This is a genomic window from Bacillus cereus group sp. MYBK95-2, from assembly GCF_051915225.1.
GTDB classification, from domain to species: domain Bacteria; phylum Bacillota; class Bacilli; order Bacillales; family Bacillaceae_G; genus Bacillus_A; species Bacillus_A cereus.
Map to the genome: position 1 here is coordinate 373,751 of NZ_JBQAEH010000002.1, position 23,775 is coordinate 397,525.

Consider the following 23,775-nt stretch of genomic DNA (forward strand, 5'->3'; position numbering starts at 1 on the left):
GGACGAGTTACAACGTAGTGGGATATAGGTAATGAAAAAGAGATTGTAATTTGGTTTCAACCAAACTACAATCTCTTTTTTGTTTCAATTACTTCCACCAAATCCAAGTCCAAAGGTAATTTCGTACATTTCGAGGAGTAATGCGAATGAAGCGTTCACCGTCAAAGAAGCAATTTAAATTTGGAAGTGTTTCATCTGGATTTTCTGGAACAAAAGTGACGATGTTTTCGTTACTTGTAACGGTTACTGTAATTGGTGGGTCGGTAGGCGAGACTTGAAGTTGTAACGAAATATTGGCCGTATTTTTAAAGGGATTATTAACAGGGGGGCTTATCACTTGTACTGTGAATAACACGATAATTGTTTCGTTTGGTTCCAAATTAGTAGCGACTAGGAAACCGATATTCGGATTCGCTAGTGGAGAGCGTTCACCGTTAATAAAGACAGTGCCATTTATAAATTGTAAACCTGCTGGAATAGTATCTTGTAACGAAATATTTGAGAGTGAAATTTCAGAAGTATTTGTAATGCGTACCGTGTAATCAAAATATTGATTTAAATAAGCTGAGCTGACGGAAGCATTTTTCGTGACTGTTGCAGTTATAAATTGAACTGGTATACGAACGATATTTGAATTAACAATGAAAGTAATAATTGGATCCTGTGGTGTCAACTGAAAAGCAGCGGTAACTGTTGCAGAATTTATAATTGTACTGTTTGAAGGAATAGAAGTTGCGAGAACTTGAAATGTTATAGTTGCTACTGAATCTGCAGGTAAAGAGCCGATATTAATACCAGTGTCTGGACGAACATTTGTAACGGGAGTACCGTTAATTGTTACGCTGTTTTCTATAAATGTTGTACCAGCTGGAATGCTGTCTATAACAGAAGTACTGATTGTCGGAATTGGGGAGTGATTAAATACCGCTAATGTGAATGTAATGATATCTCCTATAACGACAATAGATTTGTCAGCTGTTTTTTCAATGTCAACCATCGGATCAACGACTGTCGTTGTAACGGTATTTGTTTGCTTTGTAATCGTAATAGGAGGTTGGATTGGACCGACAATAGGCGTATAGGAAATAGTAGCATCGTTATTGATTGTAGATTGAAGAGTAGAAGAAGAAATTGTCACTTGGAATGTAATAATAACAGATTCATTTGGAGCAAGATTTCCTAACGTAATACCATTTTCCGGATTCGCATTAGGTTGATTGATTCCGTTAATCGTAACACTACCAATAACAAATGTCGTATCTGCTGGTGCTGTGTCTACTAAAAGAAGGTCTTCGATAATGATATTACCATTATTAGTAATCGTGATGGTATACGTTAAAGTTTGACCGGGTAAGGCACTTGTGAAATCAACAGCTTTTATCGCAATGACATTATCATTTTGGACAGTAGTTGTGACGGTGTTTGTTGTAGTCGTATTTGTAACAGGTACGTTATTTGGGTTGACTATATAGTTAAAAGTAGTAATTGCGTTGTTGTTTAGTTCATTTGGTGTTGGAATAGAAGTCACAGTTACTTGGAATGAAACGATAGCATCTTCACCAATAGTTATAGTACCAATTGGTATGCCGCTTACTGGATTCACTCCTGAAAGAGTTTCTCCGTTTACAATGACGCTATTTTCTATAAACGTAGTACCTTGAGGAATAATATCTTGAATGATTACATCATTTACTGCAACATTACCGGTTTGATTTAGTGTAATCGTATACGTTAACGTATCACCAACCGTTGCAAATGCAAGGTCAACAGCTTTATTACTATTCAAATTTGCGTGATTAATTTCTGTTGCGGCAGCTGATGAAATAATAGTTTCGGTAATAGGTGGTCGATCTGGTAACGTGTATTCATATTCAATTGTACTCGTGTTAGAGATTGGATTTGTTTGTGGAATCGAAGTAACCCTTACTTGGAATAGAATAGTTGCTGTCGTATTAGGTGGAATGGTATCAATTTGTATACCGTTAAGAGGATTGTCATTTGGCCGAGCGTTGCCGTTCACGATAACACTATTCTCTATAAAGCTCGTATTTGCTGGGATAATATCTGTAACAATAATGTTTTCGACTTGTATATTTCCGTTATTTATGATGGAAATTGTATAAGGGATGATAGTTTGTAAGTCAGCATATTGGATAGGTGTTGTTTTTGTCGCAATTACATTAGCGGAAATAACTTCAGTGAAGGTAATATTGCTAGTCGATATTTGTTCTTCCACGTTAATTGTATAACGAGAAGTTGATTGATTTTGAACATGACCGCTAGCAGGAAGAGCTACGACGGTAACAGAAAATGTGACTGGGATAGAAATGTTAGGAGCAATCGTTCCTACAAGTATACCTACACTTGGATTGGCGTTAAGCTGAGGAATGTTATTTACTAAAACGCTACCGTCAATAAAGGTTGTTCCATCAGGTATATTGTCTGTAAATACAACAGCAGTGGCATCCGTATTCCCTGTATTCGTTAAAGTTGTTGTATAAGTTAAAATGTCACCAATCGTTACAGAGGTTAAATCAACGGTTTTAAGTGAAACGATATCAGCATCATTAATTTGAACGAAAGTAGTATTGGAAGTAGTAGATTTTTGAATTGGTGCAAAGTCAGGATTGAAAATAAAGTCGTAGACAATGTTTGCAGTATTAGGTTTTGGATTTACAGTAGGTAAATTCGTAACGGAAACTTGGAATGTTATTGTAGTCATTTGACCTGCTGCGACATTAGGAATGGAAAAGCCGATATTCGGATCTGCTGCAGGAAGTACAGTATTATTAACTATTACACTTCCTGGAATAAATACTGTTCCATCTGCTATAGTATCTGTAAAAAAGATGGAGTTAGTTGTAGCCGATCCATTATTTTGAATGAATACTGTATATTCAATGGTTTCATCAATAGTAGCTAATACAGTATTAGCAGATTTTGTAGTAATAAGAATAGCATCAATAAATTGTATGTTTGTAGCATTGGAAGAGGTCGTTTCTGAAATTGGTGGTGTGCTTGGGTCTGGTCGATACTCATAGTGAATGACGGCGATATTATTAATGTTATTTTGTGGCGGTATAGAAACTACGCTTACTTGGAACGTAACAATAATCGTATTATTTGGAAGAATTATATCAAGATTGATACCGGTAATTGGATTTTCGTTAGGTCTTGGTACGCCATCTACAAGAATGCTATTTGGAACGAATGTGGTGCCAGAAGCAATTGCGTCAAGTAGGAGAGTATTTGTAATAGGTATTGTACCGGCGTTTGTAACTGCGACTGTATATGTGATGATTTGACCGATACGTGTAATGGATCTGTTAGCGGATTTAATTGCACTAACATTTGCCGTTCGCACTTCAGTATTTACTGCATTTGATAACGATCTACGCTGAATAATTGGAGAACTAGGGTCAATTTGGTATTCGTACGAAGTGTCTGAAATATTAATGACTGTATTGCCCTCTGATATATTTGTAAGTTGTACTTGGAATGAAATAGTGACTGTTTCATTTGGTTGTATCGTGCCGAGAGTTACTCCGTTTTCAGGATTCACGCCAGGCTGAATTACATTATTTATTGCTAAGCTATCTTCAATGAATATAGTACCTTCTGGAATATTATCAATGAACACGATATTGTTAGCCGGAACGGTTCCTATATTTTGAAGTGTATTTGTGTAGGTAATCATTTGCCCGATTGATACGAAATTTACATCCGCACTTTTAACAGAAATAATATTTGCATTTTGAAGTGATGTTGTAACAATGTTAGAATTTGCAGAGCGATTTACTGGTGGGGCTGTAGGAATACTTACATATTGGTAAGTTGCTGAAGATTGATTTACAATTTCAGTTTCATTCGGTGGATTATTTGTTTGCACTTGAAATAGTATCGTTTTGGAACTGTTTGCTGGAATTGTTCCAATCGGTATTCCGTTTTCAGGATTTACACCTGGCTGAAGGACACCATTAATTGTGACACTATCGGGAACGAATGTAGTCCCAGCAGGGATAGAATCTGTGAAATTAATATTTATTGCGTCAACATTACCGATATTTTTCACTTCAGAAATATAAAGTATAGTTCCACCGATATCTACAGTTGTTGGATTGGATGTTTTTGTAATTGCCAATTGTGCTTGCACGAAATTTGTAATAACGATATTACTAGTAGATATTTCAGTAATAGGCGGTTGCCCTGGGTCTGGTTGGATTGTATATGTTGTATTGGATTGATTTGTAATCGATTCTTGGGAGAATGAATCGTTAATAAGAATTTGGAACGAAATAAGGTGAGTAGCGTTTGCTGCTAAAGTAGGTAAAGTAACACCTACATTTGGATTGGCATCAAGTATAGTTGTTCCGTTAAGTGTAAAACTATTTTCTACGAATGTAGTATCTTGGGGGATCGTATCTGAAAATATGAGATTCGTAGCTGGAATATTTCCGGTATTTTCTAGTGTTATTGTGTAAGTCAAAATATCACCTGTTGTTGCTTGCTGTGCATTGACTGCTTTTAAAGAAAGGATAGTCGCATCCGAAATTTGTGTGAAAGCAGGATTAGACGTAATTGTTCGAGAGATGATAGGAGCAGTTGGATCGGCGATAAAAGTATAGTCAATACGGGCTGTATTAGAAATTGGGTTTACGCTTGGAATAGATTGAACGATAACCTGGAATGTTACAGTGACGATTTCTGACGGTGTGATGGAGTTTAATGGTATTCCTACGTTAGGATCAGCATCTGGAACGGAAACGCTATTAATAGTTACGCTATTCGGAATAAAGGCAGTTCCTTCGGGGACCAAATCTGTTAAAGTAACTGTATTTGCAGTAGTATTTCCGTTATTTTGAACGACTACTGTGTAAGTGATTGTACCGTCAGTAGATTGTACGAGAGAATCTGTACTTTTAATTACGGATAACGATGCATCAACAACAGCTGTATTAACCGTATTAGACGAGGATGTTGCTGTAACAGGAGGTTGACTTGGATCGACAATATACGTGTAACTTGTAAGTGCTTGATTTATAATTGCTCCTTGTGGTGGAATAGAACTTGCAAGAAATTGGAACGTAATAGTAGCGGAATCACCTGGTGCGATAATACCAACGGGAATACCGAGAGTTGGACTTGCATCTGGAAGTGAAATCCCGTTGAGCGTAACACTATTTGGAACAAATAATGCTCCTTCAGGAACTCCATTAATGAGTAATACAGAGTTTGCAGGGAAGTTTCCAGTATTCGTTAATGTTGCTGTATACGTAATTATATCCCCGATAGACACAATTGAACGATTTGCTTGTAAAACAGTTGTAACAGTCGCGTTATTAATTTGTGTTGAAGCGCTATTAGAATTTATCGTGCCTGTAACAGGAGGAGAGGCCGGATCAACGATGAATGTGTATTGAATAGATGCTACGTTTGTAATCGGATTTGAAGGTGGAGTTGATGTAACTATGACTTGGAAAGTAACGGTTAAGGAACTATCCGAGCTAATTGTTCCGATATTCACTCCGTTATTTGGATTTGCACCTGGAATGGTACTTCCATTTACAGCAAAACTATTTTCAACAAAGGTTGTTCCTGCTGGAACTGGGTCTGAGAAATTTACATTCGTAGCGTTTGTATTGCCGCTATTTTGAATCAAAACTGTATAAGTGATCGTATCTCCAATATTTGCAAAGGCTGTATTAGCAGTTTTTACAGCTGAAAGTATTGCTGTATTAATAGAAGTAACGAAGACATTCGTTTCCACATTGCCAGGTTGAGCCAGTAATGCATTGCCTACGTTATATTGGAAGTTAACAAATCCTAAGTTTTGGAGTTCAGGTGTGAACGTTGTTGGATTACTTACGATTTGTACTTGGAATATGATTGTAACAGTTTGATTTGGATTGATTGTATTTATGCCAACACCGTTAATAATCGAAGCGGATGGTAATGGAGTGCCATCAACAATAACTGATCCTGCAACAAATTGTGTCCACGATGGTAAAGGGTCTGAGAATATAGCGTTGTTAGCAGGAATATTGCCTGTGTTCGTAATAGTCGTTGTATACGTAATCGTATCACCAATCGTTGCAAAAGTTTTATCTCCTATTTTAATAGTATTTAAAATAGCACTTTCAATTTTTGTTGTAACGTTGTTAGAAATAATATTTTTTGAAACTGGGGGATTAGCAGGATTAACGATATGTTGAAAGCTAACGCTAGCTTGATTAGTAATTGGATTTATAGGCGGAATTTCATTGGCGATAATGTTAAATGCTACGATGACAGATTCGTTTGGCGCGATATCACCGATTGGAACGCCTGTAATGATATCTGCATTTGGGATGCTAGTTCCGTTCAGTGTAAAGCTATTCGGTTCAAAGGAAGTTCCGTCTGGAATAAGGTCGGTAAAAATAACATTCGTTGCACTTACATTTCCGCTATTTGTAATTGTAACGGTGTAGGTAATATCCTGCCCGATATCTACCGTAGATACATTTGAATTTTTTTGTGCAGTAAGGATAGCGCTATTAATTTGTGTTGTCGTTGTATTAGATTGATTGGAAGTTGTAATAAGTGGCTGGCTAGGATCAACGACATAATGATATGTGGTAGAAGCAGAGTTAGAAATGGGATTAAGTGTTGGAAGTGTAATAACAGTTGCTTGGAATGTAACGATTGCCGTATTACCACCATTAATGGAACCAATATTTACACCAGTTGATAAATCGGCGTTTGGAATGGTTTGCCCATTAGCTGTGAAACTATTTGGAACGAAACTTAAATTGCTATCAAGAATATCGATAATAGTTACATCAGTTGCGGTCACATTTCCGGTATTAGGAAGGTTAAGTGTAAATGTTATTGTATTACCAACATCCGCAAAAGTAAGATCTGCTGTTTTGGTGCTAATAATAGTTGCGTTGTTTATTTGAAGGAGTGTAGTGTTGGAAGTAGCTGCACTTGAAACGGGAGGATTAACAGGATCAACAGTAAATTCATACGTCGTTGATGCTGTATTTGGTGCTGGGTTACTAAGGGGAATATTGTTTACTGTAACTTGAAAGACGATACTATATATTTCATTTGGTGGAAGTGTTGCAAGTAATACACCTGTATTTGGATCCGCGTTAGGTTGTAAAACGCCATCGATAGTTAATGTGTTAGGAACAAATGTGAGTCCACTTGGTAATGCATCTGTGAATACAATATTAGTTGCATCGGTATTGCCTACATTGGTAATAGAAGTAGTATAAAAAGCAGTTTGCCCGATATCTGCAAAGGATACACTTTCATTTTTCGTCATAGACAATATTGCTTCGTTAATTTGGGTTGAAACAGGATTACTAATTGAAGTTTCTGCATCAGGCGGTGAGACTAATTGATACGATGTTGATGAGAAATTTACAATTGGGTTTTGGGTTGGTAATGATGTTACAGTAACTTGGAACGAAACTGTTACTGTAGTCCCGGCTGTTATTGTCCCAATATTCACACCGTTCGATGGATCCGCCCCACTTTGAGGAACTCCATTAATAGAAAATGTGTTTGCAATAAATGTAGTGACGCTTGGCACTGTATCTGTAAATATAACATTTTGTGCAGATGAGTTTCCATTGTTTGTTAAAACGACAGTATAAGTGAGTATGTCTCCAATACGACTAAAGGATTTATCGACTTGTTTTAATGAAAGAATGTTAGCTGTATTAATCGTAGTAAACACTGTGTTTGAAGTAACGTTTCTTGAAACAATCGGTGCATTTGGATCAGCGATAAATGTGTAAGAAGCAGTAGCGGAATTGGCTACAGGATTTTGGTTTGGTGTAGAAGTAGCAGTAACTTGAAATGCGATAGATATTGAGTTGTTAGGAGCAATTGATCCGATTGTTATACCTGTATTAGGATCGAGTTCGATGTGTGTACTGCCATTGATTGTGACACTATTCGGAATGAACGTTGTGCCGTCTGGAATAAGATCAGTGAAAGTAATATTCGTTGCATTTGTATTGCCATTATTCGTTAGAATGGTTGTATAGGTAATGGTATCACCTAGTGTTACAATTGTTTGATCGACCGATTTTACCATCGTTATCATAGCATCTAGTACCGGGTTTGTAACAATATTCGTTGAAGTAGAAGTTGTAATAGGAGTTCCGTTTGGATCGACAGTATAAGAATATAAAATTGTGTCATTACCCATAATCGAACTTGAAGGGGGAACAGAAAGAACATTTGCTTGGAAAGTAACGGTTACTGTTTCACCAGGAGCGATATTTGGTATAGTTACTCCAAGTGCTGGTTGCGCACCAGATTGCTGAACCCCATTTATTTTGACTGAGTTTGGTATAAAGGTAGTGTTAGCTGGAATTGCGCTCGTGAACGTTATATTCGTTGCAGTCGTATTTCCTGTATTTGTAATAGTTGTTGTATACGTAATCGTATCTCCAACAGAAATGATAGATTTATCAACGCTTTTTTGGGTCGTTAATATTGCACTATTAATTGTTGTCGAAACAGCATTAGATACGTTCGTTTGTGTTACGGCAGGTTGGCTAGGATCAACTACATGTGCAAATTGTACAGAACTAAAATTAGAAATTGGATTTATACTTGGAATGTTTGTAACAAGTACGTTGAGAGTAATCACGGCCGTTCCATTTGGGTTTATATTTCCAATCTGAATCCCGTTAGATGGATTTCCGATTTGCTGTGTACCAGAATCGTTTGTAAGAGTGCCAGATATGAATGTCGTCCCATCAGGTAAAGTATCCGTGAAAATTATATTTTGTGAAGTGACATTTCCAGGGTTACTTAATGTAATTGTATAAGAAATTGTATCACCAATCGTTGCGAAAGTTTTATCTACAGATTTGATTGCCACAATTTCCCCAGAATTTATTTGTGTCGAAACAGAATTAGATGTCGTATTTCGTGAAACAAGTGGTAAATTAGGTCCTGTCATAAATTTATAATCAATAGAAGCGCCGTTTACAACCGGTGAGTTTGGTCCGCCTGGTCCAATTGTGAAAATTGGATTTGGAATGCTAACTACTTGCACACGGAAGGTAACATTTATAAAATCTCCTGCAATAATATCTCCAATTGGTATCCCGTTAGCTGGATTTACTCCAGGTAATAAAACTCCGCCTACTCGAACGCTATCTTCTATAAATACTGTGTTATTTGGAATCGGATCTGTAAAAATGATATTCGTAGCAGTTGTGTTTCCTACATTTTCTAATAAAACTGTATACGTTAAAAATGAATTTCCAGGTGCTATGTCAGAAAATAGCCGATCCACACTTTTCGTTGCTTGAATAATCGCTTCGTTAATTTGAACTAAAGTTGGATTACTTGTAGCTGTTTCTGTCACCGGCGGCTGGGTAGGATCAACAATGATCGAGTATGTCGTGCTAGACTGGTTCAAAGTTGGATTTGTAACTGGTATTGAGCCAACGATAGCTTGAAAGCTAATTGTTGTCGTTCCTCCAACTGGAATTGAGTCTAAAGAAATCCCGCTATCTGGTCTAAATCCAAGTTGTGGGATGGTATTAATTTGTACGCTATCAGGAACGAATGAAAGTTCAGGTGGTAATATATCGATAAAAACAGGTGTGTTTGCGGCAGTATTTCCGCTATTGGTGAGGGTAGTTGTATACGTAATTGTATCTCCAACAGCAGCAAAAGCACTGCTTGCAGTTTTTGTTGCGATAACAGAAGCAGTATTTACTTGTGTAAAGGTTTTATTAGATTGAACTGTTCGTGAAACTGGCGGTTCATTTATATCTACAATAAAGCTATATTGAAGCGATGATTTATTCGGGATTGGATTAGGGTTTGGAAGTGTTGTAATGTTTACTTGAAAACTGAGTGTAGCAGATGCATTTGAATTTAAGTTACCAATATTGATACCGTTTTGTGGATTTGCATTCGGAACGGTTACACCATTTATCTTAAAGCTATTTGGGATAAAGGTAGTACCGTTTGGAATTGTATCAGTAAAAATAATGTTGTTCGCAGTAGTATTTCCGTTGTTTGTAACAGCTGAAGTGAATGTAATTGTATCACCAATTGTAGCGAAAGTTGTACTAGCGCTTTTATTTATTACTAAAGTAGCGTCAATAATTGGTGTAACTGTTGTATTTGTTACAGTGCTACCAACAGCAGGAGATTGGTTTGGATTTACGGTATATTCATAATTTACAAGAGCATTATTTGTTAATGTGCCACTAGGTGGTATCGCTAAAATTTGTGCTTGAAAAGTAATGAATACAGTATCTCCTGGCGAAATATCTGCCAAGTGAACACCAAGTGATGGATCTAATCCTGGTTGTGGAACATTATTGATCGTTACGGAGTTTTGGATAAATGAAGCTCCTGCGCCAAGCCCATCTGTTAAAACAGTTGCACTAGCAGGGATATTACCTGTATTTGTTACTGCAATCGTATAAGTAACAATATCACCAATTGCAGCTGTCGGTGTATTCACAGACTTAGTAGCGACAATAGTAGCGTTATTAATTTGAGTTGTTATTACGTTACTTAACGTATTGGCGGATGCTGGAGGTAAGTTAGGATCTACGACATACTGGTACGTTGTATTATTTTGGTTCGGGATTGGATTTGGATTCGGGATAGAATTTACTTGTACTTGGAATGAGATGATTGTATTTGCATTCGGATTTATTGGGTCGATTGCAATTCCGCTTGCTGGATTGACATTAGGCAGTGTATTCCCATTTACAGTAACACTATTAGGAATAAACGATGTTCCGTTTGGAATTACATCTGTAAATATTACATTTGATGCAAGTGTGTTCCCGTTATTCGTTAAAGTAGTCGTGTACGTAATAATATCATTTACGTTAGCAAACTGTTTATCTGCAGATTTAGTAGCGACAATTGAGGCGTTATTAATAGTTGTCTGTACAGTGTTAGAAGCAACCATCTGCATCACAGCAGGTTTGGATGGATCATACGTATATTGGAATGTTGTGCTTGATTGATTTGTAATTGGGTTTACAGCAGGGATAGTTGGTACAAAAACTTGAAATGCAACGGTGCGTGATGAATTCGCTCCTATCGTACCAATTGAAATGCCAGTGGCAGGATTTGCGTTAGCTACAGGGACATTATTAATCGTTACAGTATTAGGAATGAAGAGGGTACCCGCTGGAATGATATCTGTAAACGTTACATTAGCAGCAGAGATATTCCCGTTATTTGTTAAAATAGTTGCATATAGTATGACATCACCAACATCAGCGAAGTTTGTGCTTGTGAGTTTTGTAGCAACGATATTAGCAGTATTAATTTGTGTAGTTACTATATTGCTAGCAGTGTTTCTAACGAGAGCAGGTAAGTTTGGATCAGCGATAAAGCTATATTGAAGTGAAGCGCTGTTTTGAATTGGGTTTGGTGAAGGTAGCCCATTTGCACTTATTTGAAAAACAATCGTTGTAAAACCACCTGAAGGAATGGAGCCGACTTGAAGACCGGTACTAGGGTCTGCACTTTGTTGTAAAGTACCACCTATAAAAATACTATTTGGTACGATAGTGGAGCCATTAGGGATTATATCGGTAACAATAACATTATTTGCTGTAGTATTGCCAAGATTAGCTAAAGAAATTGTATATGTGATTGGTTGCCCGACATCGGCGATAGTTAAATCTACTTCTTTGACAATCACTACATTTGCTAAATTAATTTGTGTACTTACAGTATTACTTACAGATGTTTCTATAGTTGGTGGATCGCCCGGATTTAGAATAAAGCTATACTGTGTACTAGATGAATTTAATGTTGGGTTTTGTGTTGGTAAAGAGGTGACGGTTACTTGATAAGAGACAGTAAGTGAGCCATTAGCAGCAATGGAAGGTAGTGGAACACCTATATTTGGATCTGCGTTATTTTGGAGTACACCATTAATAAGAAAAGTGTTTGGGATAAAGGTAGTACCGTCTGGATTCGTATCTACGAAAGTAGGACTATCAGCAGAAACACTTCCTGCATTCGTCAAAGTAACAGTATAAGTTAATATATCCCCTACGGTAGCGAACGCTCGGTCCACTGTTTTGGCTGAAATGACATTTGCATCGTTTACTTGAGTAAATGTAGTAGTTGAAGTAGTGTTCTTACTTACAGGTGAAGCGTTTGGATCAACGATAAAGTTATAGGAGATGGAAGCGCTATTTGAAATAGGGTTTGGATTTGGAATGCTAGTTATTACTACTTGGAATGAAGCTGTAATTGTAGTATTAGCATTGATGCTACCAATATTGATGCTAGCTGGTGTAACGCCTGGCTGAGTAACACTGTTAACTATAACGCTGTTTGGGACAAAGGCGGTTCCATTCGCAATTGAATCAGATAGTAATACATTGTTTGCTGCAACATTCCCATCGTTCGTAAGAGCGAAGGTGTAAGTTAATACATCGCCAACTTCCGCAAACGTTTTATCTACAGATTTATTAGCACGGAGATTTGCTAGTCTAATTGTTGATGTAACAGAATTAGAATTTGCTGTTTTTGAAGTCGGTGGCAAACTTGGATTTACAGTATATAGATAAGAAGCGAAGGCGTTATTAATGATAGGATTTTGGGTCGTAATATTGATGACTGTTACTTGGAAAGAAAGGGTAACAGTAGCCCCACCAGGAATTGTGCCGATAGGTAAAGCAACGAGAGAATCTACATTTTGTAAAACTCCGTTTAGTGTTACAGTACCAGGAGTCAATATCGTTCCGTTTGGAAGTGGATCTGTTAGTTGCACGTTATTAGCGGCTTTATTTCCACTGTTTGTAATAAGGATTGTATAACTTATTGTTTCGCCAATTGTAGCAAATTGTTTATTTGTTGATTTTGTTAATGTTACATTCGCATTGTTAATTTGAGTGGAAACGAGATTCGAAGAAATATTTTTTGTAACAGGTGATTGGCTAGGATTGACAGTGTATTGATAAGAAGCGCTTGATCCGTTAGATACGACATTTGACGTGGGTATTGTGTTTACTACTACTTGAAATGCAACATTTTTTGTTGTGCCGCTTGTTATGGATCCAATGTTCACGCCGGTAGCGGGATTTGCACCCACTTGTGTCGTGCCATCTATTGTTAAACTGTTTAGAACGAAAGTTGTTCCAGTAGGGATGACATCTGTAAAAATAACATTGTTCGCATTTGTATTACCTGTACCTGTAAAGGAAACGGTGTACGTTAGTGTATCACCAATATCTGCAAAATTTTTATCTACTGCTTTCGTCATTGTTACAGTAGCATTATTCACTTGAGTGGAGACAATATTTGTCGTATCAGTCCCACTTACTGCTGGTTGATTAGGTACAGGAATGTATTGATATGTTGTTGTTCCACTATTTAATATTGGGTTTGTTTGAGGGATAGAAGGAACGAGCACTTGGAATGAAATAGTAGTAGTGGAATTTGCGGCAATTGAACCAATTGTTATACCATTAGCGGGATTTGCGCCAGCTTGAGTAACTCCGTTCACAGTTACACTCCCTGGAATGAAAGTAGTCCCGCTAGGAATCGGATCCGTATATATCACATTCGTTGCAGCGATATTTCCTATATTAGCTAAGGCAATACTGTAAGTTAATGTTTCACCAATATCGGTAAAAAGTTTGTTAACTGATTTTGTTCCATTAATATCTGCAAGGTTAATTTGTGTTCCAGCAGAGTTACTTGTTGCAAGACCATTAAAAGTTGTTCCTCCGGCGATTGGTGTATATTGAAATGTAATATTAGCAGTGTTAGAGATAGGATTTTGACTTGGAAGAGAAACGACAGTAGCTTGGAAAGTTACTATACGAGAAGCACCATTATTAATTGTTCCAAGAGATATACCAGCCGCAGGATTTGCATTTGTTTGTGGTACGTTATCTACTGTTACAGTGCCGGGTATAAAAGAAGTACCATTAGGGAGACTATCTATAAAAATAGCGTTATTGGCAGGAAGAAGCCCGGTGTTAGGGATAGTAACTGTATAAGTGAGAATATCTCCAATTGCAGCAACACTTTTATTTACGCTTTTCGTTGCTTGTATATTTGGGGAGTTTATATTAATTTGTAAGCCGACTGTATTTAACATATATGCATCTCCGTTAGTAGTTAAACGGATTGCAGCGGATACTTGTGAGTTTGTTAAATAAGGAGAAATATCAATAGAAGTAATATCCCAGCCCTGTCTTCCTGCGGAAATGTTTGTACCTGTAGAAGCACTTTGATTTCGCGTTCCAAATGTCCCAGTTGTATCTAAGTTTCCTGCAGCATTATTAACTTGAGAACCGAAGAAATTATTTATGGCATTATTTGGTCCAGATAAAGCATTTAATGAACTGAAATTTGGTCCAAATAAAGCTTGATCCCCGGTTAAATCTGCATCTCCTTCGGTAGAACTTAAAAATAATCTCCCGCTTACTGGTCCTCCTGAAGGTGTTAAAAATCCAGAAACAGATACATCGGCACTACCAGTTTCTGCAGAAACACGGTTACCAGCTACATAAATGGTTAAGTTTCTTGCTGGCAATGTCCCGTTTTGATAAGCGACGATAAGCGTCCATCCAGCCGAATTAATTGTTCCATTAGAAGCATCTATAGGATCTACAAGTCCAGGAACCGCTCCTGTAGTATAGGAACCAGCACCTCCCGCTTGAATAAGAGTTGTTACGTCTGCTGAACGAGTGTAAAAGCCAAATGTAATAGAGTTTGAAACGAAAGTTTGATTTGAAGCCGTAACAGCTGAAGGAGTAATCGAGTATGTTGAAACAGGTGTTGTAAAAGAAACTGGGTTTCCTAATACACTCGTAATGTTTTGATCACGAGATAAATAGTTTCCACCCCAAACGAGTTCTGCGTAAAGAATAGTACTACCAGCAGGGATATTTAAAATAGCGGTAGAACTATTTTGTGTATAGTTTAATGTTGTACCAGCAGGAAAAGTAGTTACTTGTAAAGCAGTATTCGTAGTTGCGAATGCACCAATTGCCCCGATTGTACCAGCACGGTTTTGATTGCTGATTTTACTTAAGCCTAAAGTATTACCTGTAATAGCGAGTGCGCCGTTAGTGGTGGTAGAAAATCGATTCGTAATGGGCATGTTGTCACCTCATTTACAATATAGTCTTGGTCAAAATAACATATGTGTGTGACAAATAAAGGGAAACATGTACAAGTTGATTTCGTAATAATGATTTAAATGTCTAGATAAGGGGATGGAGTATGATTGAATTGGAAATTAGAGTGGAGCGTCTTCGGAAAGAACAAATAAGCGACATTGTAGCGCTATCTTCTTATATTGGTTGGGATTATAACAGAGAAGAAATTGAGACTATTTTTAACGCAGGGATTGTATACGGTGTTTGGAATGAGAAAGAGGAACTAATTGCTAGCGCAGCAATAATATTATATGGGGAGAAATTAGCATCTATCGGAATGGTGATTGTACATCCAGATTATAAGGGGAGAGGGATTGGAAAGATAATAACGGAAGCGTGCGTTAAAAGCGTATCAGCTCATACTCCAATTATGCTTATTGCTACGGATGAAGGGAAACCTTTATATGAAAAGTTAGGATTTAGGGCAGTAAGTTATGTTTCTAAATACATATGTAACTCATACAATGCGAAACATTATTGTGTAAGAAATGAAGATTATGTGATGAATTATGAAGAGGGTGATTTAGAAAAAATAATAAAAATAGATGAATATGCGTTTGGAACAAATAGAAAAGAGTTTTTAAAGAAAAGAATTATGCAAAGTGAACAGTGTATCGTTGTAAAGGACAAGGAACAAAATGTATTAGGTTACGGTTTAAGCATACAAACACCAGAAAATAAGATAATAGGGCCGGTTGTTGCTAAAAATGATGAGATGGCAATGAGAATTGTACATGATTTAGCAAAAGGGCATAATAGTAAATTAAGAATTGATGTACTAGAAGGAAAGAAAGATTTCATGAAAGTATTAGAGATTGCTGGTTTTAAAAAGGTGAATACACCACCAATTATGATGAAAAATAGCGATCAATTATTAAAAAGGAATAATGAGTTATATAGCATTGCAGCACAAATTTTTGGGTGAAAAAGAATCCTTCTGAATGAAGGATTCTTTTTCGCTAATCACGATATTGATCATGAGTCGGCTGAAAGAGGTCTTCCTCGATATCTCTCACCATAGAAAAATGATCAACGTTATAATGACCGTGTAAAGTTTTATTGTGATGACCAATAATTTGTTCTGCAGACAATACGTTAGAATCAGTTGTTGAATGACCGTTTTTAATTAAGGTAACGTCAAATCCTTGTACAGTTGCTGCTCTAACTGCAGTGTCAATGCAATGTTCTGTTTTACATCCGCCTATAACAATATGATTAATGTTTTCTTCTTTTAAAAGTTCAAGTAAAGAAGTGCCGTAGAATGAATTGGTTGCTGCTTTATTAATAAAGATTGCAGACTGGGGTACTTGAATTTGATTATGTACGTCAAATCCTTCGCCACTACCAGAAGCAACATCGATATCTCTTACGAAAACAATAAGAGCATTTGAATCTATTGCTTTCTGCAGGGCTATATTTAGTGTAGATAATAGCTCGGTTTTACGAAAAACTTCATTTTCTTGCTCATTTCCATCAATTAATTCTTGCTGAGCGTCAATAATTAATAGTGCTTGTTTCATCGTGTCTCCCCTTTAATATGAAATAAGTTCCACTGTACATATTCCTTCAGATTGTTAGAAAATCCTCCATTGTAAGAGAAGTAGAAGATTGATTTACAAAGTTGTCAAAGAAATTTCATTCTCATAGCGTGTAAAAACATGTATGATAGGAGATGGAGAATTTTTGAGTAGGTGGGAATAACATGCAAACAGTAGAAGATTATCTTTCATTCTTACATACGAAAGGATTTAAATTATCAGAGGAAGCACAAGGGTTTATTATGTTTGGACAAGGATATACTGGTGCGTCTGATGGGATTGTGAACGCAGCAATAGAAGCCACAATTAAACATCAATTGCAGTTTGATGGTAGTTATTTCGTTGCGTTATTAGAACGATTGAAAGAGGAAGAAATTACAGATAAAAAAAGCGCTAAGGCTTTTATGCGGAAGTTACAAGCGTAACTTCACGCAGCCTGCGCTTCTTTTTTTGTTTTGGAAGGTAATTCAACAAAAATCATGCCTAGAAAAATACATAGACATCCGATAATAGCAGAAATAGAAAGTTGTTCATTTGCAACGAGAACGCCTGTTAATGCAGCAAAAACGGGCTCCATTGCGAAAATAATTGCTACTCTCGTTGGAGAAGTGTGTTTTTGTGCCGATGTTTGAATGAAAAAAGCAATAGATGTTGCAAACAGGGCAGTTAGAAAGAGTGCGAATAAAAAGGATTGATTCGTCCATAGTGATACTGAAAATAACTTTTCCCAATCTTCAAACAAGAAAGCGCAAATAGAAGAAAATATACCAACAGCTAATACTTGAGATGTGCTTAATAATAAAGGTGATATTTTTTTAGAAAAGAAGCCGTTAATAAGAATATGGGCAGCGAAAGCGACTGCACAACCAAGAACAAGTATATCTCCTATATTTAATTGGAAAGAATCAGAAGCTGTTAATAAGTACAAACCTGTTGTAGCTACAGCAATACCAAGTATGATGAAAATGGTGGCTTTTTGTTTTAAAAAGATAAATGATAAGATTGGGACCATAACAATGCTTAGCCCAGTTAAGAAACCTGCTTTTGAAGAAGTTGTATAGAGTAAGCCAAATGTTTGTAATAAATAGCCGACAAATAAGAAGAACCCAACCATTAATCCAGCTAAACTACTATGTTTTAATTCTTGTTTTGAAGTTTTCTGTGAGAAAATAATTTGAACGAATAATAAAATAATTCCAGCGAATAAAAAGCGAATACCATTAAACGTAAATGGACCAACGAAAGACATAGCGTTTTGAACGACAACAAACGTAGCTCCCCAAATAAAAGAGACAAATAATAAAGCAAGAGGAGCAATCCACTCTTTTTTCACACTCATACCCCCGTTAATTTTGTAAGATAGCTTTTCTAGCTAATTCATCAGCTACTTTATTTTGACTACTTGGAATCCACTTAATAAAAAAGAGATCGAAGTTTTTTATGTACTGCAGTGCTTCATCTAAAAGAGGTGCAAATATTTTATTTTTTGCGTATTCCTTTTCAACAGCCCGCTCAACAAGCTGCGAATCTGTACGAAAAGAGACAGTGCTATAATTATGCTCGATGCAATATTTTAATGCTAAAAGTAAAGCGCGGTATTCTGCTTCATGATTGGACATTGTTCCAAGTGGTACTGATAATTGTACAGGTGGCTGAACGCCTTTAATAAACACTCCTGCACCAGAAGGACCAGGATTTCCTTTTGATGCACCATCAATATATACTTCAATCAAAATGAGAAACCTCCAAATTATAAGATTATCCCCTACTTAAATGCTTTTTGAAGTAGGGGATAGAGTAGTTATCCGATTGTGATGCTATAACGACATGTAAATGTTTCATTCGCTTGTAAAGATTGAATTCCTTTTTTATCCTTGAAATCTTTTGCTGGATTTACTTCATCAGCAATTCCATACCAAGGTTCAATACATAAGAAAGGTGCATTTTCGCCTGGTGTCCATACGCCCACAAATGGGAATCCATCAAATTCTACTTTTACAAATTTATTATGTTTATGAGAACGAATAGAGATTTCATCCGTATTCATATTTTCAAAAATAAGTGCATCATTTTTAAATAGGTCGTATGTAAGTGGCAATTCAGTCGTATTTTCAGCGATTAATTGCTTTTTGTTTGAAAGATAAGGTCCTTCTAATACGCTTGTTTCTAAGCGTTCCGAACCATTAAACGATAAGTGATAATCTGTAAATGATTCACCGTCCAATAAAGGGAAGTTGAATCCAGGATGTGCTCCGATTGAGAAGAACATTTCTTTAGAAGTAGGATTGTTTACTTCATATGTTACATGAAAACTTTGTCCATCTAGCTCATAAGAAACGAGTAATTCGAATTCGTATGGGTATTTTTTTAATGTTTCTTCATTACTAGTAACGGTATAAGTGATTTTTGTTTCGCTTTGTTCTTTCACAGAGAAAGTAAGATCACGGGCGAAACCGTGTTGTGTTAATGAATATGGTTTACCGTCTACGTAGTATGTATTATCTACTAATCGACCGACAATTGGGAACAAAATTGGTGCACGGCGTCCCCAATAAGTAGAATCACCTTGCCATAAATATTCTGTGTTGTCTTCTTTTAAGCGAACGCTCTGTAATTCTGCACCTTTGTCAGAAATGGAAACGATCACTTTTTCATTTTGAATTGTTGCTGTCATGAAGTGAAACCTCCTAAATCTTTCATATGTTTCATTATACGTTGTCTAAAAGGAAAAAGGTAGTTTATGATAGGAATCTATTGACGAAAGAGGGGCTACCACGTAAAATATAATCTTGTTGCTTAAAAAACGAATAACGTGGTTCGAAACCATCCCACGTAAAAAAACTAAGGAGATTTTGTCATGAATATTAGAACTTTAGTCGGTAATGGTATTTTAGCGGCATTATATATTGCTGTTTCTATGCTTATTCAGCCATTTGGCTTTACGAATGTACAATTTCGTATTTCAGAGATGTTTAATCATCTCGTTGTATTTAACAAGAAAGCAATTTACGGAATTGTATTAGGTGTATTTTTAACGAATCTCTTTTTCTCACCTATGATCGCTTACGATTTAGTATTTGGAGTAGGGCAATCTATTCTTGCGTTAGTTGCAACGATTATTTCTATGCGATTTATTAAAGGTGTTTGGGCTCGTATGATTTTTAATACAGTTATCTTTACAATTACAATGTTTATGATTGCAATTGAACTTCATCTTGCATTGGGTTTACCATTTATGTTGTCTTGGTTAACTTGTGCAATTGGTGAATTTGTTGTCATGGCGATCGGTATGCCTGTAATGTACTGGATTAATAAGCGAGTACAATTTGAAAGATTTATGTAATAGATGAAAGAGCTATTCCTATAGGGATAGCTCTTTTTGTATGTAATCATATTGAATATAATGCTGTGACTCTAGATAAAATATAATAAAATAAAGTGAGGCTTCAATTAGCCGGATATATATAAGAAGTCTTACATAAGGGGAATGTAGTATGAAATATAAAATTCATTGGTTGTATAAAACGAAGCGTGGATTGCAGACGGAATTAACAACAGAGTATATGAACATAGAAGAAGTACTTCAATTTGCAGAGGATTTTGAGAAAACAGGAAGAGCTAAGGAACTTTTATTTTACGATGAAATGGACGCAGAATGGTCATTAAAAGAGATGAAAAAGTTAAGTAAGCAAGTAGAGGAAGAGCCCCAAGAAATACTCGTTTATTTTGATGGGGGGTATGATGTGCAAACGAAAGAAGCTGGCGTTGGTATATGTGTGTATTATAAAAAAGGAAATACAAACTACCGCATTCGCCGCAATGCATATATAGAAGGTATATATGATAATAATGAAGCGGAATATGCATCATTATTATACGGTATGAATATACTCGAGGAACTAGGGATTAAGTATGAAGCAGTTACACTTCGCGGAGACTCACAAGTGGTACTGCAGCAATTAGCCGGAGAATGGCCTTGTTATGATGAACATTTAAATCATTATTTAGACCAAATTGAGCAAAAGGCGAAGCAAATGAAATTAAAACTTATATGTGAGCCGATATCTAGAAAACAAAATAAAGAAGCACATCAATTAGCTACGCAAGCATTAGAAGGAACAAGTATTGATAGTCATAAAGAAATAACCGAATAGAGAGGTGCAAAGGTGGATAAAAAGCAACTCATTACAGAGGTAAATGACTTATTAGAAACGTATTGTGAAGGATGTTTTTTGCGAGAACATAATCGAAAGACAAATAGTAAGTATTACGCTCATTCATTTTGTATAAGGCAATGTACAGTGGGAGAAACATTGAAAAAGTATGGGGAACAGTTGTCATGAAAAAACATCCAGAGAAAATTCTCTGGATGTTTTTTAGTGTCTTGCTTCGTTTAGTTGATGCTCACATTTATTTAATTTTTTTTCCTCATTCATTAAAAATGGCTCATCTAAATCAGTTGCAACAGATTTCATAATTTCAAGCTGAGAGCGAGCTGCTTCTACAGCAGTAGTAGCATGTTCTAATGTATCTGGATCCATTGAAATTGTTGCTGATCCTACCATTTTTTGTGCTGTTTCTACACGGAATTTCACTTCTTCAAAATCATTTACTTCTGATCCCATTAATAATTCCTCCTTTGTATAGTGCGCATTTCACATAGTTTTTGCTCTGTAAAACGGAAATATACAAAGGAATAACAAAGGAGGTTACCAAGTAAGGTAACCTCCTGTTATATGTTGGATTAAAGTTTTACTACGTTAGCAGCTTGAGGTCCGCGGTTACCTTCAGTAATGTCGAAAGATACTTCTTGACCTTCTTCTAAAGCTTTGTAGCCGTCGCCTTGAATAGCAGAGAAATGTACGAATACATCGTCAGCGCCTTCCATTTCGATAAATCCAAAACCTTTTTCGTTGTTAAACCATTTTACTTTTCCTTGCATGTTACAATTCCTCCTAAAAGCGTTTACTATTTTCATTTAGTGAAATTCATTTTAAAAAAATAATATAAACTAAAAATGCTATATTCTTGAATATTCTGCTAAATGATTAATTTAAATATACACGAATTGGGAGAATTTAGTCAAGTAAGCGATTTTATTTTTTTGTATTTTTAAATAATTTTTCAGTCAAATTTTTAAATAGGTATAGGACAGGCTGAGTATATAATATTCTTAATTGAATGCTATACATAATGAGGTGAAAGAATGAATAAGTCTTACTTATTAGATAATGAAGGAATGAGAACGAGAACCGACATACCGGATTGGGTTGCAAAAGAATTTGAGATTTTTTCAAATGTTGTGTTAGAACCAACTTTTCCATGTTATTTCGGTTTAACAGCTTTGAAAAAGAATGAACTTCGTTATTCATTTCTTTCTCATAATGATTGGAGTCATTTACCACATACAATGTTATCTTTTTTAGAGTTAATGAAAGAGAGGCCGATTGTAAGAAGGGGCTTTTTCCTTTTTGTAGAACCGGAATGTGAAGAACAGCCACTCGAATATTACCGTGATTCCTTTTGGAAAGTGTTACAGTATTTACATGAAAACGATAATCAAGCATGGCCAAAGCAAATTCCTGAAGATCCAGACCATTATTTATGGGAATTTTCATTTGGTGGTGAGCCAATATTCGCATTTGGAAATGCGCCAGCTTATAAACAACGAAAAACTAGACATTTAGGGAATTCTCTCGTTATTGGGTTTCAGCCACGCACTATTTTTGATGGATTAGAGGGAGATCGTCCTAAAGGAGCATATTCAAGACAAATGGTTCGTGAGCGAGTTGAAAAGTGGGATCAATTGCCGAAACATCCTAACATTAGTCATTATGGTGACCCAGAGCATCGTGAATGGAAACAATATTTCATAGGAGACGATGTAGAGCCAATAAAAGGGAAATGTCCTTTTCTTCATAGGATAGAAAAGTAAGAGCCATCACCTAGATGGCTCTTTTGTATATTTTGGATAAAAAAGGGTATTTTATTATGAAAGCTAGTCTATTTTTTCAAATTACATCATTAACTAGTAGTAAAGAGAGTAGAAAGGATAGAGCGATGTTTGGAGCAATTATACAGCAAATCGTATTAGGTATATCATTAGCTGCGCCAGTAGGGCCGATTAATATTGAAATGTTAAAACGAGGAATTGAACGTGGGTTTTGGCACGCTTGGGTTGTTGGAATTGGTGGAATGACTGCAGATGTTTTATTTATGCTTCTCATTTATTTCGGTTTATCTTCTGTGTTTATGTATACATATGTACAAGCCTTCATGTATTGCACGGGTTTTTTCTTGTTATTTTATTTAGGATTTCAAAGTGTAAAACAAGGAATTTTCGACTCGAATATGGAATATAAAAAAGAAGAGGTAGGTGGCCTTAAGCAATCGTTTATGGCAGGATTTTTAATTGCGATATCCAATCCATTAAATCTTGTTTTTTGGTTTGGTATATACGGAAGTACACTTAGCTCATTACTTACGAAGGTAACGAAACAAGAAGCTTTTTTGTACAGTCTTTGCATTATTGTTGGTATTATTTTATGGAATTTAAATATTGCTTTTTCTGTACATTTTGGAAGAACTTTATTAAAACCAAAAGCGCTTGGCTACATAACAGCCGGAGCAGGTATTATTTTAGTAGGTTACTCTATACATTTTGCATACAAAGCTTTACAGTTGTTCACATAAGATTGAAGGGGAGATTTTTATGTATCGAACCACTATTGACGGAAAAGAAATTATAATTACGTTAGCGCCAAAAATCCGAAAAGAAATTACTGATAGAAATCCACTATATGAAGCGGTATTTCATAATGCTGCAAGATTGTTACAAACAAAGCAACCGACGTTTGCAGTAAATCATGAAATATTTGGGCTCATTATTGGAGAAGTGCAAAGAGGAGAAGTAACAGTGTTTGCAGTGGAACATATTATTCCGAAGCAAAATATATTTGGACCAAACAATTTTTTCTCGACAATAGAACAGCAGGCAAATTTGTAAAGTGAATAGAATAAGAATAGAAAAGAAATAGTCGTAACGATATGTTGCGGCT

At 36.1% G+C, this 23,775-nt stretch carries 15 protein-coding genes and 1 riboswitch; of the genes, 8 read left to right on the forward strand and 7 right to left on the reverse strand.

Features of this window, described 5'->3' with window-relative positions; all coding sequences use genetic code 11:
* Positions 1–88: 88 nt before the first annotated feature.
* Positions 89–15,121 (reverse strand): DUF7507 domain-containing protein, encoded by a 15,033-nt coding sequence (locus ACTFN4_RS08940; protein ID WP_439962216.1) that lies wholly within the window; start codon positions 15,119–15,121, stop codon positions 89–91.
* A 122-nt stretch (positions 15,122–15,243) separates the two neighbouring features.
* Here ACTFN4_RS08940 and ACTFN4_RS08945 point away from each other — a divergent pair, with 122 nt between their 5' ends.
* Positions 15,244–16,104: a GNAT family N-acetyltransferase gene (locus ACTFN4_RS08945; protein WP_439962217.1), complete on the forward strand. Its 861-nt coding sequence runs from the start codon at positions 15,244–15,246 to the stop codon at positions 16,102–16,104.
* 34 nt (positions 16,105–16,138) lie between these two features.
* Here the strand turns inward: ACTFN4_RS08945 and ACTFN4_RS08950 are convergent, their stop codons facing one another.
* Positions 16,139–16,699, reverse strand: coding sequence for a cysteine hydrolase family protein (locus ACTFN4_RS08950; RefSeq protein ID WP_439962218.1), 561 nt, complete (start codon positions 16,697–16,699; stop codon positions 16,139–16,141).
* 182 nt (positions 16,700–16,881) lie between these two features.
* Here ACTFN4_RS08950 and ACTFN4_RS08955 point away from each other — a divergent pair, with 182 nt between their 5' ends.
* A complete protein-coding gene (locus ACTFN4_RS08955; RefSeq protein ID WP_001195212.1) occupies positions 16,882–17,142 on the forward strand; it encodes a DUF6123 family protein in 261 nt (86 codons plus the stop codon).
* Between the two features lie 2 nt (positions 17,143–17,144).
* Here ACTFN4_RS08955 and ACTFN4_RS08960 read toward each other — a convergent pair whose 3' ends face one another.
* From ACTFN4_RS08960 to ACTFN4_RS08970, 3 genes are all read right to left on the reverse strand, one after another.
* The gene (locus tag ACTFN4_RS08960) at positions 17,145–18,050 is read right to left on the reverse strand and encodes a DMT family transporter (RefSeq protein ID WP_439962219.1); all 906 of its coding nucleotides are present in this window, start codon (positions 18,048–18,050) and stop codon (positions 17,145–17,147) included.
* A 13-nt stretch (positions 18,051–18,063) separates the two neighbouring features.
* The gene (locus ACTFN4_RS08965) at positions 18,064–18,450 is read right to left on the reverse strand and encodes a reverse transcriptase-like protein (protein WP_000573880.1); all 387 of its coding nucleotides are present in this window, start codon (positions 18,448–18,450) and stop codon (positions 18,064–18,066) included.
* A 68-nt stretch (positions 18,451–18,518) separates the two neighbouring features.
* A complete protein-coding gene (locus ACTFN4_RS08970) occupies positions 18,519–19,391 on the reverse strand; it encodes an aldose 1-epimerase family protein (protein ID WP_069358018.1) in 873 nt (290 codons plus the stop codon).
* A 132-nt stretch (positions 19,392–19,523) separates the two neighbouring features.
* Positions 19,524–19,568, forward strand: a riboswitch (PreQ1 riboswitch).
* Between the two features lie 6 nt (positions 19,569–19,574).
* Here ACTFN4_RS08970 and ACTFN4_RS08975 point away from each other — a divergent pair.
* The 3 genes from ACTFN4_RS08975 to ACTFN4_RS08985 all read left to right on the forward strand — a co-directional run bounded on the left by ACTFN4_RS08975 (position 19,575) and on the right by ACTFN4_RS08985 (position 21,060).
* Positions 19,575–20,060, forward strand: coding sequence for a QueT transporter family protein (locus tag ACTFN4_RS08975; protein WP_001026474.1), 486 nt, complete (start codon positions 19,575–19,577; stop codon positions 20,058–20,060).
* A gap of 151 nt (positions 20,061–20,211) precedes the next feature.
* Positions 20,212–20,871, forward strand: coding sequence for a ribonuclease H family protein (locus tag ACTFN4_RS08980; RefSeq protein ID WP_000875547.1), 660 nt, complete (start codon positions 20,212–20,214; stop codon positions 20,869–20,871).
* A 12-nt stretch (positions 20,872–20,883) separates the two neighbouring features.
* Entirely contained in the window at positions 20,884–21,060 is a 177-nt protein-coding gene (locus ACTFN4_RS08985; protein ID WP_000358801.1) for a zinc-finger domain-containing protein, read from the forward strand.
* A gap of 33 nt (positions 21,061–21,093) precedes the next feature.
* Here ACTFN4_RS08985 and ACTFN4_RS08990 read toward each other — a convergent pair whose 3' ends face one another.
* Both ACTFN4_RS08990 and cspB read right to left on the reverse strand, forming a co-directional pair.
* Complete coding sequence (locus tag ACTFN4_RS08990) at positions 21,094–21,342, reverse strand: DUF2564 family protein (RefSeq protein WP_000534392.1); 249 nt, start codon at positions 21,340–21,342, stop codon at positions 21,094–21,096.
* Positions 21,343–21,461: 119 nt separating this feature from the next.
* Complete coding sequence (gene cspB, locus ACTFN4_RS08995) at positions 21,462–21,659, reverse strand: cold shock-like protein CspB (protein ID WP_001161731.1); 198 nt, start codon at positions 21,657–21,659, stop codon at positions 21,462–21,464.
* Positions 21,660–21,923: 264 nt separating this feature from the next.
* Here cspB and ACTFN4_RS09000 point away from each other — a divergent pair, with 264 nt between their 5' ends.
* Genes ACTFN4_RS09000 through ACTFN4_RS09010 form a run of 3 tightly spaced genes read left to right on the forward strand, consistent with a single transcriptional unit; the run spans position 21,924 to position 23,723 of the window.
* Complete coding sequence (locus ACTFN4_RS09000; protein WP_001043767.1) at positions 21,924–22,652, forward strand: YqcI/YcgG family protein; 729 nt, start codon at positions 21,924–21,926, stop codon at positions 22,650–22,652.
* A 14-nt stretch (positions 22,653–22,666) separates the two neighbouring features.
* On the forward strand, positions 22,667–23,410 hold the full coding sequence (locus tag ACTFN4_RS09005; protein WP_001196841.1) for a LysE family transporter: 744 nt from the start codon (positions 22,667–22,669) through the stop codon (positions 23,408–23,410).
* A 19-nt stretch (positions 23,411–23,429) separates the two neighbouring features.
* Positions 23,430–23,723 carry a hypothetical protein gene (locus tag ACTFN4_RS09010; RefSeq protein WP_000286361.1) on the forward strand — a complete coding sequence of 98 codons (294 nt, stop codon included), beginning with the start codon at positions 23,430–23,432 and terminating at the stop codon, positions 23,721–23,723.
* The last annotated feature ends 52 nt before the right edge of the window (positions 23,724–23,775 follow it).

Excerpts from the sequence above, each read along its gene's own strand:
- ACTFN4_RS09010 (WP_000286361.1), top strand. The coding sequence starts at position 23,430 with ATGTATCGAACCACTATTGACGGAAAAGAAATTATAATTACGTTAGCG.
- ACTFN4_RS08975 (WP_001026474.1), top strand. The coding sequence starts at position 19,575 with ATGAATATTAGAACTTTAGTCGGTAATGGTATTTTAGCGGCATTATAT.
- ACTFN4_RS08940 (WP_439962216.1), bottom strand. The coding sequence starts at position 15,121 with ATGCCCATTACGAATCGATTTTCTACCACCACTAACGGCGCACTCGCT.
- ACTFN4_RS08970 (WP_069358018.1), bottom strand. The coding sequence starts at position 19,391 with ATGACAGCAACAATTCAAAATGAAAAAGTGATCGTTTCCATTTCTGAC.
- ACTFN4_RS08990 (WP_000534392.1), bottom strand. The coding sequence starts at position 21,342 with ATGGGATCAGAAGTAAATGATTTTGAAGAAGTGAAATTCCGTGTAGAA.
- ACTFN4_RS08980 (WP_000875547.1), top strand. The coding sequence starts at position 20,212 with ATGAAATATAAAATTCATTGGTTGTATAAAACGAAGCGTGGATTGCAG.
- ACTFN4_RS08950 (WP_439962218.1), bottom strand. The coding sequence starts at position 16,699 with ATGAAACAAGCACTATTAATTATTGACGCTCAGCAAGAATTAATTGAT.
- ACTFN4_RS08955 (WP_001195212.1), top strand. The coding sequence starts at position 16,882 with ATGCAAACAGTAGAAGATTATCTTTCATTCTTACATACGAAAGGATTT.
- ACTFN4_RS09000 (WP_001043767.1), top strand. The coding sequence starts at position 21,924 with ATGAATAAGTCTTACTTATTAGATAATGAAGGAATGAGAACGAGAACC.
- cspB (WP_001161731.1), bottom strand. The coding sequence starts at position 21,659 with ATGCAAGGAAAAGTAAAATGGTTTAACAACGAAAAAGGTTTTGGATTT.
- ACTFN4_RS08945 (WP_439962217.1), top strand. The coding sequence starts at position 15,244 with ATGATTGAATTGGAAATTAGAGTGGAGCGTCTTCGGAAAGAACAAATA.
- ACTFN4_RS09005 (WP_001196841.1), top strand. The coding sequence starts at position 22,667 with ATGGCTCTTTTGTATATTTTGGATAAAAAAGGGTATTTTATTATGAAA.